General features: G+C 62.0%; 19 protein-coding genes. 10 read left to right on the top strand and 9 right to left on the bottom strand.

Annotated features, from left to right (window positions below):
- The first annotated feature begins 27 nt into the window (after positions 1 to 27).
- A complete protein-coding gene (locus tag JWV26_RS02895; protein WP_206418350.1) occupies positions 28 to 672 on the top strand; it encodes a YecA/YgfB family protein in 645 nt (214 codons plus the stop codon).
- Positions 673 to 717: 45 nt separating this feature from the next.
- Here the strand turns inward: JWV26_RS02895 and JWV26_RS02890 are convergent, their stop codons facing one another.
- Positions 718 to 1,176 (bottom strand): BRO family protein, encoded by a 459-nt coding sequence (locus JWV26_RS02890; RefSeq protein WP_093050326.1) that lies wholly within the window; start codon positions 1,174 to 1,176, stop codon positions 718 to 720.
- 118 nt (positions 1,177 to 1,294) lie between these two features.
- Here JWV26_RS02890 and JWV26_RS02885 point away from each other — a divergent pair, with 118 nt between their 5' ends.
- Complete coding sequence (locus JWV26_RS02885; protein WP_072426308.1) at positions 1,295 to 1,708, top strand: transcriptional regulator; 414 nt, start codon at positions 1,295 to 1,297, stop codon at positions 1,706 to 1,708.
- Between the two features lie 143 nt (positions 1,709 to 1,851).
- On the opposite strand, the gene JWV26_RS02880 is transcribed toward JWV26_RS02885, so the two are convergent.
- The 5 genes from JWV26_RS02880 to JWV26_RS02860 all read right to left on the bottom strand — a co-directional run bounded on the left by JWV26_RS02880 (position 1,852) and on the right by JWV26_RS02860 (position 5,845).
- On the bottom strand, positions 1,852 to 2,673 hold the full coding sequence (locus JWV26_RS02880) for an HDOD domain-containing protein (RefSeq protein WP_072426307.1): 822 nt from the start codon (positions 2,671 to 2,673) through the stop codon (positions 1,852 to 1,854).
- A gap of 169 nt (positions 2,674 to 2,842) precedes the next feature.
- The gene (eco, locus tag JWV26_RS02875) at positions 2,843 to 3,319 is read right to left on the bottom strand and encodes a serine protease inhibitor ecotin (protein ID WP_074916808.1); all 477 of its coding nucleotides are present in this window, start codon (positions 3,317 to 3,319) and stop codon (positions 2,843 to 2,845) included.
- 134 nt (positions 3,320 to 3,453) lie between these two features.
- On the bottom strand, positions 3,454 to 3,801 hold the full coding sequence (locus tag JWV26_RS02870) for a cupin domain-containing protein (protein WP_072426305.1): 348 nt from the start codon (positions 3,799 to 3,801) through the stop codon (positions 3,454 to 3,456).
- Between the two features lie 210 nt (positions 3,802 to 4,011).
- Positions 4,012 to 4,569, bottom strand: coding sequence for a phage infection protein (locus JWV26_RS02865; RefSeq protein WP_079783189.1), 558 nt, complete (start codon positions 4,567 to 4,569; stop codon positions 4,012 to 4,014).
- Between the two features lie 184 nt (positions 4,570 to 4,753).
- A complete protein-coding gene (locus tag JWV26_RS02860; RefSeq protein WP_074916805.1) occupies positions 4,754 to 5,845 on the bottom strand; it encodes an SMP-30/gluconolactonase/LRE family protein in 1,092 nt (363 codons plus the stop codon).
- A gap of 314 nt (positions 5,846 to 6,159) precedes the next feature.
- On the opposite strand from JWV26_RS02860, the gene JWV26_RS02855 reads away from it, so the two are divergent.
- A complete protein-coding gene (locus tag JWV26_RS02855) occupies positions 6,160 to 6,903 on the top strand; it encodes a class I SAM-dependent DNA methyltransferase (RefSeq protein WP_206418349.1) in 744 nt (247 codons plus the stop codon).
- A gap of 35 nt (positions 6,904 to 6,938) precedes the next feature.
- Here JWV26_RS02855 and JWV26_RS02850 read toward each other — a convergent pair whose 3' ends face one another.
- Positions 6,939 to 7,640 (bottom strand): FMN-dependent NADH-azoreductase, encoded by a 702-nt coding sequence (locus JWV26_RS02850; RefSeq protein ID WP_206418348.1) that lies wholly within the window; start codon positions 7,638 to 7,640, stop codon positions 6,939 to 6,941.
- 119 nt (positions 7,641 to 7,759) lie between these two features.
- On the opposite strand from JWV26_RS02850, the gene gcvA reads away from it, so the two are divergent.
- The 3 genes from gcvA to JWV26_RS02835 all read left to right on the top strand — a co-directional run bounded on the left by gcvA (position 7,760) and on the right by JWV26_RS02835 (position 9,256).
- Positions 7,760 to 8,659, top strand: a complete 900-nt coding sequence (gene gcvA / locus JWV26_RS02845) for a transcriptional regulator GcvA (protein WP_206418347.1) — start codon at positions 7,760 to 7,762, stop codon at positions 8,657 to 8,659.
- An 82-nt stretch (positions 8,660 to 8,741) separates the two neighbouring features.
- Complete coding sequence (locus JWV26_RS02840) at positions 8,742 to 8,966, top strand: addiction module protein (protein WP_072426301.1); 225 nt, start codon at positions 8,742 to 8,744, stop codon at positions 8,964 to 8,966.
- Positions 8,963 to 9,256, top strand: coding sequence for a type II toxin-antitoxin system RelE/ParE family toxin (locus JWV26_RS02835; protein WP_072426300.1), 294 nt, complete (start codon positions 8,963 to 8,965; stop codon positions 9,254 to 9,256). Before JWV26_RS02840 ends, JWV26_RS02835 begins: the two co-directional genes overlap by 4 nt.
- A gap of 103 nt (positions 9,257 to 9,359) precedes the next feature.
- Here JWV26_RS02835 and JWV26_RS02830 read toward each other — a convergent pair whose 3' ends face one another.
- Entirely contained in the window at positions 9,360 to 10,751 is a 1,392-nt protein-coding gene (locus JWV26_RS02830; RefSeq protein ID WP_206418346.1) for an FAD-binding oxidoreductase, read from the bottom strand.
- Positions 10,752 to 11,044: 293 nt separating this feature from the next.
- Here JWV26_RS02830 and JWV26_RS02825 point away from each other — a divergent pair, with 293 nt between their 5' ends.
- A complete protein-coding gene (locus JWV26_RS02825; RefSeq protein WP_059391271.1) occupies positions 11,045 to 11,344 on the top strand; it encodes a putative quinol monooxygenase in 300 nt (99 codons plus the stop codon).
- Between the two features lie 261 nt (positions 11,345 to 11,605).
- On the opposite strand, the gene JWV26_RS02820 is transcribed toward JWV26_RS02825, so the two are convergent.
- The gene (locus JWV26_RS02820; protein WP_206418345.1) at positions 11,606 to 12,301 is read right to left on the bottom strand and encodes a GNAT family N-acetyltransferase; all 696 of its coding nucleotides are present in this window, start codon (positions 12,299 to 12,301) and stop codon (positions 11,606 to 11,608) included.
- Positions 12,302 to 12,517: 216 nt separating this feature from the next.
- On the opposite strand from JWV26_RS02820, the gene JWV26_RS02815 reads away from it, so the two are divergent.
- The 3 genes from JWV26_RS02815 (at position 12,518) to JWV26_RS02805 (ending at position 14,067) form a co-directional block, all read left to right on the top strand.
- On the top strand, positions 12,518 to 12,853 hold the full coding sequence (locus JWV26_RS02815; RefSeq protein ID WP_206418344.1) for a hypothetical protein: 336 nt from the start codon (positions 12,518 to 12,520) through the stop codon (positions 12,851 to 12,853).
- The gene (locus JWV26_RS02810; RefSeq protein ID WP_206418343.1) at positions 12,837 to 13,028 is read left to right on the top strand and encodes a DUF1289 domain-containing protein; all 192 of its coding nucleotides are present in this window, start codon (positions 12,837 to 12,839) and stop codon (positions 13,026 to 13,028) included. The genes JWV26_RS02815 and JWV26_RS02810 overlap by 17 nt, the downstream gene beginning before the upstream one ends.
- Positions 13,029 to 13,182: 154 nt before the next feature.
- Complete coding sequence (locus tag JWV26_RS02805; RefSeq protein ID WP_206418342.1) at positions 13,183 to 14,067, top strand: LysR family transcriptional regulator; 885 nt, start codon at positions 13,183 to 13,185, stop codon at positions 14,065 to 14,067.
- Positions 14,068 to 14,070 lie beyond the last annotated feature (3 nt).

Here is a 14,070-nt window from a genome sequence, read left to right as displayed (position 1 = left end):
CGGCCTTTTTCAGGCGGAGGCGTGGCGATGGACAACAGAGGGTTGGAGAAGCTCGATCAGTGGCTGCTCAAGTACGGCAACGATGACTCGATCCTGTCCGCCAGCGAGCTGGACGGTTATTTCGCCGCCATCGTCTCCGGCCCGCGCCAGGTCGCGCCTGCCGTCTGGTATTCGGCGATCTGGGCCGGCCAGCCACCGCAATGGCCCAGCGACAAGGATGGTGAGCGATTCATGAAGCTGGCGGTGGAGCTGATGAGCGAGGCGGCCTACATGCTTAGCGAGGAGCCAGATGACTATGAGGCGATCTTCCTGGCCGACAACAACGGCAAGGGCGAGAAGTTGATCGTTTCCGAGTGGTGTGCGGGCTACCTGCGCGGTGCGGCGGTTGCCGGTTGGCTGGAGCAAGCGCTGCCCGAGTCGGTGCAGGCAGCCCTGGCGCTGATCACTCTGCACGGCGACGAAAGCGGCAGCGAGACGCTCAAGGCCATGACCGATGCCGAATACGACGCCAGCACAGCGATGCTGGAACCGGCTGCCGTCGAGCTTTACGAGTACTGGCAGCAGAACCTGGACCCGCTGCTGCCGGTTCGCCGTGATGACGCCAAGGTCGGGCGCAACGACCCGTGCAGCTGCGGCAGCGGCAAGAAATACAAGCAGTGCTGCATGCGCTGACCGGTCGCTGTCAGCAAGTCTGGCGAGCGGGCCCCGGTGTCATGCTCAACTGCAGCACGGGTCCTCGCTCATCGCCAGCAGCTCCGGCCGGGTGCCGAAAACCTGCATCACGTCATTCATCGACATCCACCAGTCGTCGTGCCACTTGAGTACGCGCAGGCGTTTGTTTGCCGTGCTCAGCTGTCGATAGCTGGGCAGGCTGGAGCTGCTGAACAGGTGCGGCAGCAGGACTTGGCAGAGCCAACTGCGCAGACGTTCAGCGCGTGGGCTGGTGCTGCTCAGGCTCAGGCGTAGCAGGTTCTCCAGGTCGATCATGGCTTGAGGCGTTTCCTCGTTGCCGAAGAGAATGCCTTCCGGTCGACAGTGAAGCAGCAGGGCGGCTTGTTCGTCGGCCAGTTCCAGGGCCTGGCAAATGGTCTGCGCGACGAACCAGAAACGGCCATCGGCGGCGCGCTGTACGGTGAGACGGATGTCTTCGAAGACGGGGTTGATCGGACTGGTCATGGCGCCCTCCCTAGTGCGTGAAACAACGGCCTGTTGAATGCGATGAAACCATGAATTTCATTTAATATACAACTGACTGTTCAATCAAGCATGGAAGCGGAATTTAACGTCCGCGTCCATGACCGAGAAAACCGAATTCGCCCAGCGCCTGCGTAGCGCCATGATTGCGGCTGGATATCCAGATCGCCCCGCCGTGCTCGAACGCGAGTTCAATTCGCGTTACTGGGGCCGTTCCGTGACCTTCCAGGCGGTTTCCCGCTGGTTGCGTGGCGAGGCGATACCGTCGCAGGACAAATTGCAGGTGCTTGCCGAGTGGCTGCGTATTGAACCGCAGGTACTGCGCTTTGGCGCACAGGCCGGTGCCGCCGTACGCGAGCAGCGTGGCCGTTGGGAAGATCCCAAGTTCTATCAGGAGCGCGAGGTGATCGAGGCCTTCCTGGCTCTGCCTGCTACGCAGCGCAAGGTCGTGCGGGAGGTCGTCATGGCGCTGGCCATCGCGGCCAAGGCTGACTCCGGCAAGAAGCCAGGCTAAGATCAGGCTGGAGTCAGTCGTGGTTGTGGTTGTCAATTTCCTTCCGGCAAGGCTTGCCCGGCGCTGACTCGAGGGAGATCACCTGGTGTTCCCAAGAGCCTGCTCAAAGCTCTGGCTCGCGAGACGTTGAGCAGGCTCTGTGTTCAGCCCAGCAGTTCGGCAAACGCCTTGTCCGCCTCCAGCACCGCTGGCAAGGCTTCGAACAGCTTGTTCAGGTCGACTTCCTCGAACAATGGGCCTTCCAGGCTCTGTCGTGCCTGTTCGCTGACGCCGTCCAGCTCGATGGTTTCCGCGACTATCACCGACTGTGCGACCAGGCGCGCGTAGCGGCCATCACTGGGCGCCTGAGTCGGACGTGCCTGATAAGCGATCGCTTGCTGGATAAGCGCCGGCAGCTGCCAGCGGCGCGCCAGTTCAGCGCCCACTTCCGGGTAGCCGAAGCCCAGTTGCAGGGTTTCCTCGGCGGCGTGGGCGGCGGCCTCGCGTTTCGGATGACGGTTCATGCGCCGGGCGAAATCCGGCGCGCCGGTCTGGATCAGCAATTCGCCGATGTTGTGCATCATGCCGCAGGTGAAGGCGGCGTCGGTGTCCAGCTTCAACTGCTTGGCCAGGCTGCGGGCGATACTGGCGACGCGAAAGCTGCGAATCCAGAAACCCTTGAGGTCGAAGCCGGTATCGACCTGAAACGCGCCCGTCATCGCCGAAGCCAGCACCAGCGTGCGCAGGGTGTTGAAGCCCAGGCGCATGGCGGCGTCCTCGACGCTCACCGCTTCACGGGCCCCGCGAAAACGTGGCGAGTTGGCCAGGCGCAGCACCTTGGCAGCGATAACCGGGTCGCGCTCGATATTACGCGCCACGCTTTCCAGGCTGGAGGCAGGGTTGTCGAACTGTTGGATCAGATCCTGCGCAACCTTGGGAATGCTGGGCAGGGTATGCAGTTGGGCGAACAGACTCTCTATGTCCATGGCAACTCCGATACGTACGAACGCTGCAGTGATGGCTGATGAAAAGTGCTCCTTGAGCATAGCTGTGCCTATCGCTGCAGCCAGTCCCATAACCGCTATCTAGAGCCTTTTTCATGGGTGTTACCCGATTGAAACACCAGCCCCGAGGGGCTGGCATGTCGGGGAGGGCTTACTGACGCGGTGCGGTGCTGGTTTCGGCGGCTGCAGACCACACGCGGTAGCGCACTTCGACATCCTTCGGCGCGTAGATCACCAGCGGCAGCTTGCTGTTGTAGCGCACCAGTTGTGGCTCACCGCCAACGCGCACGAAGGCCTGCTTGCGGCTGCCGTCCGGGCAGGCCATCAGCGTGCTCATGGCCGGGCCGACCTGGCCCAGCTCGTAGTAGCTGTAGCCCCAGCCTTCCACGGTCTTTTCCTGCCACTGACCACCCAGGCGTTGCTGGTTGCAATCCACTTCCAGGGTCTTGCCGGCGATGATCTCAACCTTGTGCTCGGCTTCATTGGCTTGCGCCGGCAGCTCGATCACATGGCGGTTATAGCCGTCGGCAGCGGCGGGGTAGGGCTTGAGCGCCTCCGGGGTGGCGGCGCAGGCGGCCAGCGGCAGGGCGCAGGCGAGGGAGAGCAGCGGCAGTTTGAGTCGGTTCATGATGATTCCTTGCTGAAAGGCCTTGTGGGCCGTCCGTGATGAGGGAACCGCCAGGTCGGCGGCGCAGCACTGACCGTTTTGAATAGGCCAAGTTCCTGCGTTTTTCAAGCCGCTGCTCCGCTGTCAGCTCAGCGTCAGGCGAACACGAAGTACTTGCGCACCGTTTCCACTACTTCCCAGGTGCCTTTCATGCCGGGTTCAACCACGAAGATGTCGCCGGCCTTGAGGTGAATCGGCTCCATGCCGTCCGGGGTGATGATGCAGTAGCCTTCCTGGAAGTGGCAGTACTCCCACTTCACGTACTCCACCCGCCATTTGCCGGGCGTGCAGATCCAGGTGCCCATGATCTTGCTGCCGTCTTCGGAGGTGTAGGCATTGAGGTTGACGGTGTGCGGCTCACCTTCGATGCGCTCCCACTTGCAGGCATCGACGACGGGCATCGGCTGGGTATCGCGCAGAACGGTGATCGGTTTGTTGGCCATGGGGTGCTCCGGTGAATGATCAAAGGGCGTTCACCATAGAGCGGGGGCGGGGCGGTCGATTGCCTGGGGTCGACACGGGGCTGCTCATTCGCGCAGTGCGCGGGGCTTTCTATTCCTGAAAAAACCAAGGCCGGCTTATCAGGCCGGCCTTGTGGGGCTGCGCTTGCCATCGAGTCATACGACGTTCTCGATCAGGTCATAGGGAAGGTGTCAGGCGGTGCGGTTTTCGATCAGGCGATCGGAGCCACCTTCGGCAACGCGGTTTTCGATCAGACGATCAGAGCCACCTTCGGCAACACGGTTCTCGATCAGACGGTCAGAACCACCTTCGGCAACACGGTTCTCGATCAGACGGTCGGAACCGCCTTCGGCAACACGGTTCTCGATCAGGCGATCGGAGCCACCTTCGGCAACACGGTTCTCGATCAGGCGATCGGAGCCACCTTCGGCAACACGGTTCTCGATCAGACGATCAGAGCCACCTTCAGCAACGCGGTTTTCGATCAGACGATCAGAGCCACCTTCGGCAACACGGTTTTCGATCAGACGATCGGAGCCACCTTCGGCAACACGGTTCTCGATCAGACGATCAGAGCCACCTTCGGCAACACGGTTTTCGATCAGACGGTCGGAACCACCTTCGGCGACGCGGTTTTCGATCAGACGATCCGAGCCACCTTCGGCGACTACAGGTTGAGCGGAAGAAGCGGCAAATACGTTGGCTGCCAGTACGGAGAAAGCAAAGCTGAGGATGAGTTGGCGTTTCATGGTGTGGTGCTCCAGGGGGTTGTGGTTGGGTATGGAGCAGATGTTACGCACTGGATTTTTTCAGAGAACTTCATTGGCATGATGGTGAACATCGATGCGACTGATGCTTGCTGTAATGGCCGAAATAGAGCGTTCCAAGCCTATTGGAAAGGCGCGCCACGGCCGGCTGGCCGTGGCGCGGCGGTTAGTTGATGAAGGTGGCGCCGCGTGCGTTGACGAACAGGGAATAGATGCCATGGCTGCTGGCCATGAACAGGCGATTACCTTTCTCGCCGCCAAAGCAAAGGTTGGCGCAGCGTTCCGGCAGTGAGATATGACCGATGGCCTTGCCCTGCGGGTTGAACACGCGCACGCCATCAAGCTTTTCCGGGTCGCTCTCGGCCGAGCCATTGCTGCCCCAGCCGCACCACAGGTTGCCGAACTCGTCGCACTTGATGCCATCCAGCGCGCCAGTGTCGGTGGCTTCGATGTGTTTGCGGCGTTGACCGAGGCTGCCGTCGTCGTTCACCTGATAGGCCCACACCAGGCGGTGCGGCTTGGCGCGGCCCTCGACGATGTACAGGGTCTTTTCGTCGGGCGAGAAGCACAGGCCGTTGGGGCCGGCCAGATCCTCGATCACACGGGTGACCTGCTGCGTTTCGCCGTCGATGCGATAGACGCCATGGGGCAGCTCCGGCTCGATCTTGTAGCCCTCGTAGAAGTTGCCGGTCTGGAAGGGCGGATCGGTGAACCAGACCGAGCCGTCACGCTTGACCACCAGGTCGTTCGGCGAGTTGAAGCGCTTGCCCTCGAACGCATCGGCCAGCACGGTAATGCTGCCGTCGTGTTCGGTGCGGGTGATGCGCCGGCCAACGTCCTGAGTGGTCGAGCCCTCGCAGGCGATAAGCCGGCCCTGGCGGTCGCGCACCAAGCCATTGGAATAGTTCGATGGCTGGCGGTAGACGGCCAGCGACTGGCTGATTTCGTCCCAGCGCATGATGCGGTTGTTGGGGATGTCGCTGACCAGCAGGTAGCGACCGTCGCCGAACCACACCGGGCCTTCGGCCCAGCGGATGCCATCGGCAAGCTTTTCCACGCTGGCGTTGAACAGGCGCAACTGCAGGAAGCTGTCATCCAGCGCCTTGACCGCGCCGGATGGGTAGCGCAGATCGAGAGGCTGTGTGGCGTTGGCCAGTTGCGGCAGCAGAGAGGCAGCGCTGGCGGCGGCAGCGGAATAAACCAGCGACTGCTTGAGGAAATGACGGCGTGAGCCGTCGGGGCGTTGTTCGTCATTCATCGTGAGGTTCCTTGTTGTTCTTGTTGATCGCGGGTGCGACGCCATGAACTTATACGATGTATGACAACCATGAAAGTGGTTCAATTCTGCCATGAGCGCTTGATAGTCCAAGATCATCTGCCTGGATTGATAATGGCTGGTTCGTTCACCGGGTGAGTGCGGCATTGACTCGGTTGTGTCGTATGATGACCTGCACGAGTTGCTTCCTTTCCCGAACGAGTGCTGCTGACTCAAGGCGTGCCGCGTCAAGTCAATGCTCAGCGGCATCAGCCTGAGCTATGATGCGCGCCCTTCGTCCTCGCGCCCCTGTCATCATGTCCGGCAATGCCCTCTATACCGACCTGTCGGGTTACTACGATCTGATGTGTGCGGACATCGACTACGCCGGCCAGAGTCATTGCGTGCAGCGCCTGCAACAGCTGTTCGGCAACGGCGGTAGGCGCCACCTCGACCTGGCCTGCGGTACCGGCCCGCATGTGCGCCATTTTCTCGATGCCGGCTATGTCAGCAGCGGCCTGGACATCAACCAGCCGATGCTCGACCGCGCCGCCCAGCGCTGCCCCGAGGCACGCTTTGCCCAGCAGGACATGTGCGGTTTTCAGGTCGACGAGCCGCTGGACCTGATCACCTGCTTTCTCTACTCCATCCACTACAGCGCCAGCATCGAACGGCTCAAGGCCTGTATCGCCAGCGTGCACGGCGCCCTGGCGGCTGGCGGTGTGTTCTGCTTCAACGCCGTGGACAAGCTGCGCATCGACAATGCCTCGTTCGTTTCCCACAGCACGCGGCATGCCGAAGGGCAGTTCCGCTTCAGCTCCGGCTGGTACTACCGCGGTGACGGCGAACAGCAGGCGCTGCGCCTGCGCATCGAACGCACCCTCGCCGAGCAGACCGAGGTCTGGCACGACGAGCACCCGATGGTGGCGGTGAACTTCGCCGAGCTGCAGAGCCTGCTGGCGCCGTACTTCGACGTGCAGGTGCTGGAGCACGATTATCAGCGTCTGGCGCCGTGGGATGGCAGCTCCGGCAACGCGCTGTTTGCCTGCACCAAGCGCTGAGGCGAGGCAGCGTCATCCTCAGGCTGGCCATTGCCTCACGCCGGCTCTTCGACGCGCTCGGCTTGCAATGCACGCTGCAGCTCGGCCACCAGCGCATCGACCTTGCCCAAGGCCTGTTTGACGGATTCGGCGAGCAGTTCACCGCCGACTTCCTGACCCTCGATGGCAACCTGGTGCACGCGGGTGATGCCGATGAAGCCGAGTGCGGTGATCAGGTTCGGCTCCAGATGGTTCATATGCGCCATCTCTCCGCCCACATCGAAACCGACGCCGCCGCGCGCCGTGAGGATCACCGCATGGCGCGGCCGGTCGGCCAGCCTGGGTACATAGGGATCGAGCGGGTTGCTTTCATCCACGTCCACCGTGCGGCCGGGGCGTACCACCTGGTCAATCCACGCCTTGAGCGCGGCGGGCATGCCGAAGTTGTAGAGCGGCGTGCCGATCACCAGCACGTCGGCAGCGATCAGTTCATCCACCAGGCGATCGCTTTCGGCCAGGGTGTCGTGCATCCAGGCCTCGCGTTTCGGCTCGGGCGTGAAGGATGAGGCGATCCAGTCATGGCTGATGATCGAGGGCGGATTCTGGCCGATGTCGCGGTAGGTAACGACATCCTGCGGGCGGCGCGCCTGCCACCGGCTGATGAAACGATGGCTGAGATTGCGGCTGTGCGAACCGTGCTGATCCTGGCCGGCGAGGCCGGGGCGGGCGCTGGCGTCGAGATGCAGAATATGGGTCATGATGAGTCTCCTGCTTGAATTTGAATTCATCTGTGATTAGCAGCAGACTCAGGCTAAGGTCGCCCCAATCGGGCGACAAACGATCAATATTTTTCGCAATGGATGAGGAAAATTCAGGCATGAGCCGGCGCCGACTCCCTCCGCTTTCCGCCTTGCGCGCCTTCGAGGCGGCCGCACGCCACGAAAGCGCCAAGCAGGCCGCGGAAGAGCTTTCCGTTACCGCCACAGCGATCAGTCACCAGATTCGCGCGCTGGAAGAATCCCTCGGTGTCGCGCTGTTCGTGCGCAAGCCGCGGCAGCTGGAGCTGACCATGGCCGGGCGTGAACTGCAGCAGGTGCTGGAAAGCGCCTTCGACAGCATCGGCGCCGCGGTCGAACGCCTCAGCGCGACGCCCAGCCGACAGGCCATTACCCTCAGCACCACGCCGGCCGTGGCCGTGCGCTGGCTGCTGTCCTGGGTATGCATGCTGCGCGACTCCCACCCCAATATCGACCTGCGTATCCACGCCTCGCACGAACCGGTGGCGCTCGATGGCGTCACGGCGGATATCGCCATTCGCTACGGCGATGGCCGCTGGCCCGGTCTGGTCGCCGAAAAACTCTTCGACAACACCTTTGTCCCGGCCTGCAGCCCGCTGCTGGAGCTGCACGAAGCCGCCGATTTGCCCAGGCATACGCTGATCCACTTCCGTAACCAGGCAGCGATCTCCTCGCCGATGGACTGGGCCGTCTGGCAGAAAGAGGCTCAGGTGCCGGGGCTGGATGTCAGTGCCGGGTTGGTGTTCTCCGACGAAACCCACGCCGTCTCGGCGGCCGTCGGCGCCCAGGGCGTGGCGCTGATGAGCCGGCAACTGATCGAGGATGAGCTGAGAGAGGGACGACTGGTGCAGCCCTTCGGCCCGGAGTTGGAAGGCAAGCCGTTCTTTCTGGTGTACCCGGAGAGCCGCATAAATGACCCGACCATTCTCGCGGTGCGGGAGTGGATCATGGCGGTGCCGGGTGGGTTGTGTTCGCTGTGACGACTATCTAAGGAGCCGCAGCCGTGGCACCCGCTAAGCATCCGTGCCAAGATTTGCCGGTAAACAAGCGAGAGGTGAAACCATGGATCTGCAGAAGATCGAGGATGAAGCCCTGCATCTTTCCAAGAAGGAGCGGGCGCAGCTGATCCAGCGTCTGGTCTTGAGCCTGGATGCCCCTTCGGAAGACGAACTGCGATCAGACTGGTTGCTTGAAGCACAGCGGCGTGCACAAGAACTCGATAGCGGCTCGATTAAGGCGGTGCCGGGTGATGAGGTAATGAAGAAGGCCAGAGCCCTGATTCGATGAAGTATTTTTTCCACCCGGCAGCGGAAGCCGAGTTTCTGGAGTCAGTCGGTTATTACGAATCGAAGGTTCCTGGATTGGGTGGGGCATTGATCAACGAGTTTCAGGCCTTGGCTACATTGATTGGCGAGTCACCCATGGCCTGGCGGATTGAACTTGAACCAGATATTCGCAGCGTCTCCCTTCGGCGTTTTCCGCTATCGATCATTTACCGGCCAAGGCCTGACGGCTTCCAGATTCTGGCCGTTGCCCATCACCGCCGCCGTCCGCAGTACTGGCTTGGCAGGTTTTGATTCTGGGCTTTCCAGCTGTCTCCCATGCGGCTGCATGGGAGCCGCCCTGTGACCTGGTTAATGCCAGACAGCAGAACTCCTGAGCGTTGAACCGCGATTTCAATCAGTGGCCACTGGGCTGCAGGTAATAGGCATCCCACAGCTTGTTGCGGAATTTGTTGGTTGGGTCGACGCGCTTTTTCAGCGCGAAGAATTCCTCGGCGCGAGGGTAGGCGGCAAGGAACTGCTCCCGGCTGGCGTGGATTTGATAGGGCAGGTAGTAGCTGCCCTGGTGGGCGATGGCGAGGTCGATCAGCTGTCGTGTCCAGTCGCCTACGGCGGCGCGCTCGCTGGGTGAGACGCCCTGGCGGTAGTAGATCACCAGCGCGAAGGTGTCTTCGCGGGCCCAGGCCAGCAGCGTACCCGGGTCGGCCTTGGCATGGCGGATGGAGATATTGGCGACCTTGACCTTGTGCGCTTTGAGCACGTCTCTCATGCCCGCGACAAAAGGCTCCAACTGGGCTTCGGGCACGAAATATTCCTGCAGCACATAGCTGTAGTCGGTGCCGGAAATGGGCTGCAGTTCGCGCACATCCAGGCTGGCCTCATGGTTGCGCCACTGCACTTGCGGTCGTTTCAGTAGCAGTGGGTCGACGACGCTTTCACGCACCTTTGCGCCGCCATTGCTGCTGGCCACTGCCAGCGCGGCGCGCATGGCCTTGTAGTCGCGGTCCAGCGGTACCAGGCGTTCGGTGACGGTCAGCGGTGCGTCCGTACGCAGGTAGGACACGGCGCGAACGCTGTCGTAATCGTCGGTATAGAGAATGCCGTTGTGCATCACCATGTCCGGGTTATCGGCGACCTGGCTGGCGAAGAACTGCGCGTAGTCGCCGAGCGGCATGAGCTGCGTTTGACGCACCAGCTTGCTGTTCTCCACCAACGGCAGTGTGGCCTCAACGATGACGCCGAGCCCGCCGTAACCGCCGATGGCGCCATGGAACAGCTCGCTGTTGTGCGTCGGGCTGGCATCCACTACTTGACCATCAGCCAGCACCAGGCGCAACGAACGCACGCCGAGCACCAACGGCCCCTGGCCGACGTATCGGCCATGGGCGTTAACGCTCAGTGCGCCGCCGACGGTGAAGTTGGCGTAGGACTGCATGATCTGCGGCGACAGGCCATGTGGATCGATGTACTCCAGCACTTCGCGCCAGGTGATGCCGGCCTGCACACGAATCTCCCGGCGCTCGGCGGAAAATTCCAGCACCCGGTTGAACCGGCGCATGTCCAGTTGCAGGGCCTGTTCGGTGGCGGTTTGCCCGCCCATGCTGTAGCGCCCGCCGCCAATGGCGATGGGGCCGGCATGCCCGCTAACGGCCGTGACGATCTGCTCCAGTTCGGTGGGCGCCAATACCTGCGCCACTTGGATGGGGTTCATGCCGGTGACGTCGTTGACGGTCTCGGTGGCGTGCACGCAATGGCACAGCAACAGCAGTAGGGCGATGGTGATGCGCATGGAGCTTCCTTGTTCGCAGCGGAAAACGAATGGCTTGGCTGATAGTGCGTTGTGGCGTGTTCAGGTGGCAATCGCCAGTGGCCATTCAGGGTGCTTCATTTTCAATAGGTCGAAGAAAGTATTAGCGCGTTCTGTCGGTGTTTCTTTTCGACTGAATGGACAAGGATGACCCCACTCCACAAAGAGTGATGACGATGAAATCCATGATCAAACACCCGAGTCTTTGGCTGTGCGCGCTGCTGTTCACTGCCCTCGCCGGGTGCGTAAGCCAACCCATCGAACGAGTTAACACCATGAGCAAACCATTGGTATCCCTTGCTGTACTCAAGGCCAAACCCGGTAAACAACAGGAATTGAAAGAAGGCTTGCTGAGCCTGATAGAACCCACGCGGGCCGAGCCGGGCAATCTTGATTACGTGCTGTTCGAAATGCGTGATGAGCCGGGCACCTTCTACATGCGTGAAGCCTTCAAGGATCAGGCAGCCCTGGATGCGCATTTTGCGACGCCCTATTTTCAGGCGTTTGCCGCCACCGCTGATGAACTGCTCAGCGAGCCATTGCAGCTGATATTCCTCGAGCAGGTATCCAACTGAGTGGGACCCATGGTCATCGCTTGATGCATGGGGATGCCCGTTGGCTCGCTGATGGTCGCTCCCACGCCTCTAGATGGGCACGCGATCAGCGCCAGCTACTCGTTCTGACCAGGCGAGAGCCCCTGTCGTAATGCGTTATCAGCGTTGGCGGGCGTTGAACGTCCGCCAACTGCGCTTTTGCATGCGCGGTGTCGGCTGACCGCCGCAGGTGATGGCGCTCGGCGTTTCGTGGAGCCCCCACGCCTGGCGTGGAGCATCGCCTCAATGCAGCGCGCGTGAAGGCAGGCGCTCGTCGACCAACTGCTGAGCCTGCAGGGCGAGCGCGTCGAGGTGCGCGTCACGCTGTTTTTCCGCCTGTTGCATGGCGCGCTGGCCGTGCTGCTTGAGCAGGTAGGCGTGAATCTGCCTGACTTCGGTGGAGGCAAACACCGGCGCCAGATCGGCCACGGCCACCATACCGCTGGAGCGATAGCCGCGGCTGTTCATCACCACCTGCGCACCCTGGGCGGCCAGCACCTGCAAACCCAGGGCCTCGAACAACGGCACTTTGTCTGCCACGCAGGCCAGCTCCAGGTGCGGGCGTCGCTCCTGCACGCGTTGCAGCAGTGCGCGGCCGATGCCCTGACGGCGGTGTGCCGCATCTACCGCCAGATAGGCGAGGGTGCAGGCGGCAGCATCGTCCGGGCTTGGCAGGTATAGGGCAAACCCCAGCACACGGGCCGGGTCTTCATCGTCCAGCGCCAGTAGCAGCTGCACGGGGCCTTCGGCCTCACCGTTCATGGTCTGCAGGTGCAGATGCAGCTCATAGCCGATCACGTACTGGTAAAGCTGATACAGCGGATTGCTCGGCAGCAACGGCACCGCGCTTACATCGGCGAAGTAGTCCACCACCATCTGCTGCACCTGGCTTTTCAGGGACTCGGGCGGCGGGCTGCTGAGGTGGGCAAGGGTGAACATCGGTATATGGGGTCCGCTGGAGAATGCGTGGGCCGTAGATTGTAACCTGCGGGCCACCTTGCTCGGGCGCGATGATCGCTCCCACGCTCGGCGTGGGTTGCCGGAGATGCCCTGCGTCGCAGATGCCTTGTTCGGCCTCTATCCATCTGTTCCCTCTGGCCGTTGAGCGCCTCGGGTAACATGGCGGCGCAGTGAACTCGGACCCAGAACAACCTTATGCCATCGCCGAAACGAAAATACTCAGCTGTGGAGCGCGAACTGATCCGCACCCTGACCCTTGCCTGTGAAACGGCGAAAAGCGAAATCGTAGGCTTCCAGTGGCTGACCCATGACGTGGACTACGAGCGGTTTCCGCAGAGCCTGCGCGTGACCTGGATGTTCGATAGCGAGGCGAGCAGGGCGCACGCACTCGCCAGTTCGGACAAGGTGAGAATGCTTGAGTTAACGCAGGCCGCTTTCGATGAAGTGGGCATCAGCGTTGCCAGCATCGCTGAACACGTGGCGTTTTCGGTCGAGCAGGCGGCGAGGGGAAAACGTGGCCAAGGACATTGAGAATCCCTGCGTATCGCTGTGTCAGCTCAACAGCGAGCTGTGCGTCAGCTGTGGGCGCACGCGCGAGGAAATCCGCAAATGGCGGGGCATGAAACGACCCGAGAAGATGGCTACCGTGCAGAAGGCCGCGGCGCGGATGAAGGCGATTGCCAAGAAGAAGGACAAAAGCCAGTAGGGTGGATGACGCTCTTTTCATCCACCGTCAGCGGTCGTCCGGGCTACTCGCTGACCGAGGCAAGCTGCGCATCCCGGCAATGCATGGCGAGGCTGTTGCGGTCGTCGTCTAAAACGACGAATGATATGGGCCATGCCTACAGGAACTAACGAGCATGGACTGGAACGACCTGCAGTATTTCCTCGCGGTGGCGCGAAGCGGGAGTCTCACCCAGGCGGCCACGAAGCTGGCCGTGAGCCAGTCCACCGTCAGCCGGCGCATCACCGAGCTGGAGCAGAGCATCGGCACCATCCTCTTCCAGCGCCATCAGACCGGTTATTTCGTGACGGACGAAGGTGGTGAGCTGCTGTGCCATGCCGAGCGCGTCGAAGAAAGCATCATGGCCTTGGAGCGGGGCGCCGCAGGGCTGGACAAGAAACCGGCTGGAAGCGTGCGGCTGGCCACCTCCGAGAACCTGGCCACCGACCTGATCATTCCCGCCCTGCCGGCATTCCGCGAGCGCTACCCGGGCATCTGCCTCGAAATCATCACCAGTACCGTCACGGCGGAGCTTAACCGGCGCGAAGCGGACATCGCTCTGCGCGTGGTGCGGCCAAGCCGGGGCAACCTGAAGGTCAGACGCATCGGCCATATGACCTACTCGGTCTACGGCAGCCGCGGCTACCTCGAGCGTCATCCCCACATCGACGGCGAGCCGCTGGGCGGGCGGCACCTGATCACCTGGGACGACAGCCATGGCTTCATGCCGGCTGCGGCCTGGCTCGCGCGGGAGCACCCCGGCTGCAAGGTCGCGCTGGTCACCAGCAGCCTGCCCACGCAGATCGCCGCCGTGCGCGCCGGCCTGGGCCTGGCCGTGATCCCTGACTTTCTGGCGGTGAAGGAGGACTTCATTGCCGTCATCCCGGCCGAGCAGTTGTTCAGCGCCGAACTCTGGCTGGTGACCCATGCCGACCTTGTCGCCTCCGCCCGGGTACGGGCCGTCGCCGACTTTCTCAGCGAGTGTGTGGTGCAGGGCAGCCCCGAGCTGGCGCTGCAATGAATG

The organism is Ectopseudomonas toyotomiensis (assembly GCF_017167985.1).
GTDB classification, from domain to species: Bacteria; Pseudomonadota; Gammaproteobacteria; order Pseudomonadales; family Pseudomonadaceae; genus Aquipseudomonas; species Aquipseudomonas toyotomiensis.
The sequence above is the reverse complement of the archived record's forward strand: the minus strand, read 5'-3'. Positions and strand labels throughout refer to the sequence as shown.

Bases quoted from the DNA above. Each gene is read 5' to 3' on its own strand.
- JWV26_RS02840 (WP_072426301.1), top strand. From the start codon at position 8,742: ATGGATCTGCAGAAGATCGAGGATGAAGCCCTGCATCTTTCCAAGAAG.
- gcvA (WP_206418347.1), top strand. From the start codon at position 7,760: ATGAGCCGGCGCCGACTCCCTCCGCTTTCCGCCTTGCGCGCCTTCGAG.
- JWV26_RS02825 (WP_059391271.1), top strand. From the start codon at position 11,045: ATGAGCAAACCATTGGTATCCCTTGCTGTACTCAAGGCCAAACCCGGT.
- JWV26_RS02830 (WP_206418346.1), bottom strand. From the start codon at position 10,751: ATGCGCATCACCATCGCCCTACTGCTGTTGCTGTGCCATTGCGTGCAC.
- JWV26_RS02855 (WP_206418349.1), top strand. From the start codon at position 6,160: ATGTCCGGCAATGCCCTCTATACCGACCTGTCGGGTTACTACGATCTG.
- JWV26_RS02835 (WP_072426300.1), top strand. From the start codon at position 8,963: ATGAAGTATTTTTTCCACCCGGCAGCGGAAGCCGAGTTTCTGGAGTCA.
- eco (WP_074916808.1), bottom strand. From the start codon at position 3,319: ATGAACCGACTCAAACTGCCGCTGCTCTCCCTCGCCTGCGCCCTGCCG.
- JWV26_RS02890 (WP_093050326.1), bottom strand. From the start codon at position 1,176: ATGACCAGTCCGATCAACCCCGTCTTCGAAGACATCCGTCTCACCGTA.
- JWV26_RS02895 (WP_206418350.1), top strand. From the start codon at position 28: ATGGACAACAGAGGGTTGGAGAAGCTCGATCAGTGGCTGCTCAAGTAC.
- JWV26_RS02850 (WP_206418348.1), bottom strand. From the start codon at position 7,640: ATGACCCATATTCTGCATCTCGACGCCAGCGCCCGCCCCGGCCTCGCC.
- JWV26_RS02880 (WP_072426307.1), bottom strand. From the start codon at position 2,673: ATGGACATAGAGAGTCTGTTCGCCCAACTGCATACCCTGCCCAGCATT.
- JWV26_RS02860 (WP_074916805.1), bottom strand. From the start codon at position 5,845: ATGAATGACGAACAACGCCCCGACGGCTCACGCCGTCATTTCCTCAAG.
- JWV26_RS02865 (WP_079783189.1), bottom strand. From the start codon at position 4,569: ATGAAACGCCAACTCATCCTCAGCTTTGCTTTCTCCGTACTGGCAGCC.
- JWV26_RS02820 (WP_206418345.1), bottom strand. From the start codon at position 12,301: ATGTTCACCCTTGCCCACCTCAGCAGCCCGCCGCCCGAGTCCCTGAAA.
- JWV26_RS02815 (WP_206418344.1), top strand. From the start codon at position 12,518: ATGCCATCGCCGAAACGAAAATACTCAGCTGTGGAGCGCGAACTGATC.
- JWV26_RS02870 (WP_072426305.1), bottom strand. From the start codon at position 3,801: ATGGCCAACAAACCGATCACCGTTCTGCGCGATACCCAGCCGATGCCC.
- JWV26_RS02805 (WP_206418342.1), top strand. From the start codon at position 13,183: ATGGACTGGAACGACCTGCAGTATTTCCTCGCGGTGGCGCGAAGCGGG.
- JWV26_RS02885 (WP_072426308.1), top strand. From the start codon at position 1,295: ATGACCGAGAAAACCGAATTCGCCCAGCGCCTGCGTAGCGCCATGATT.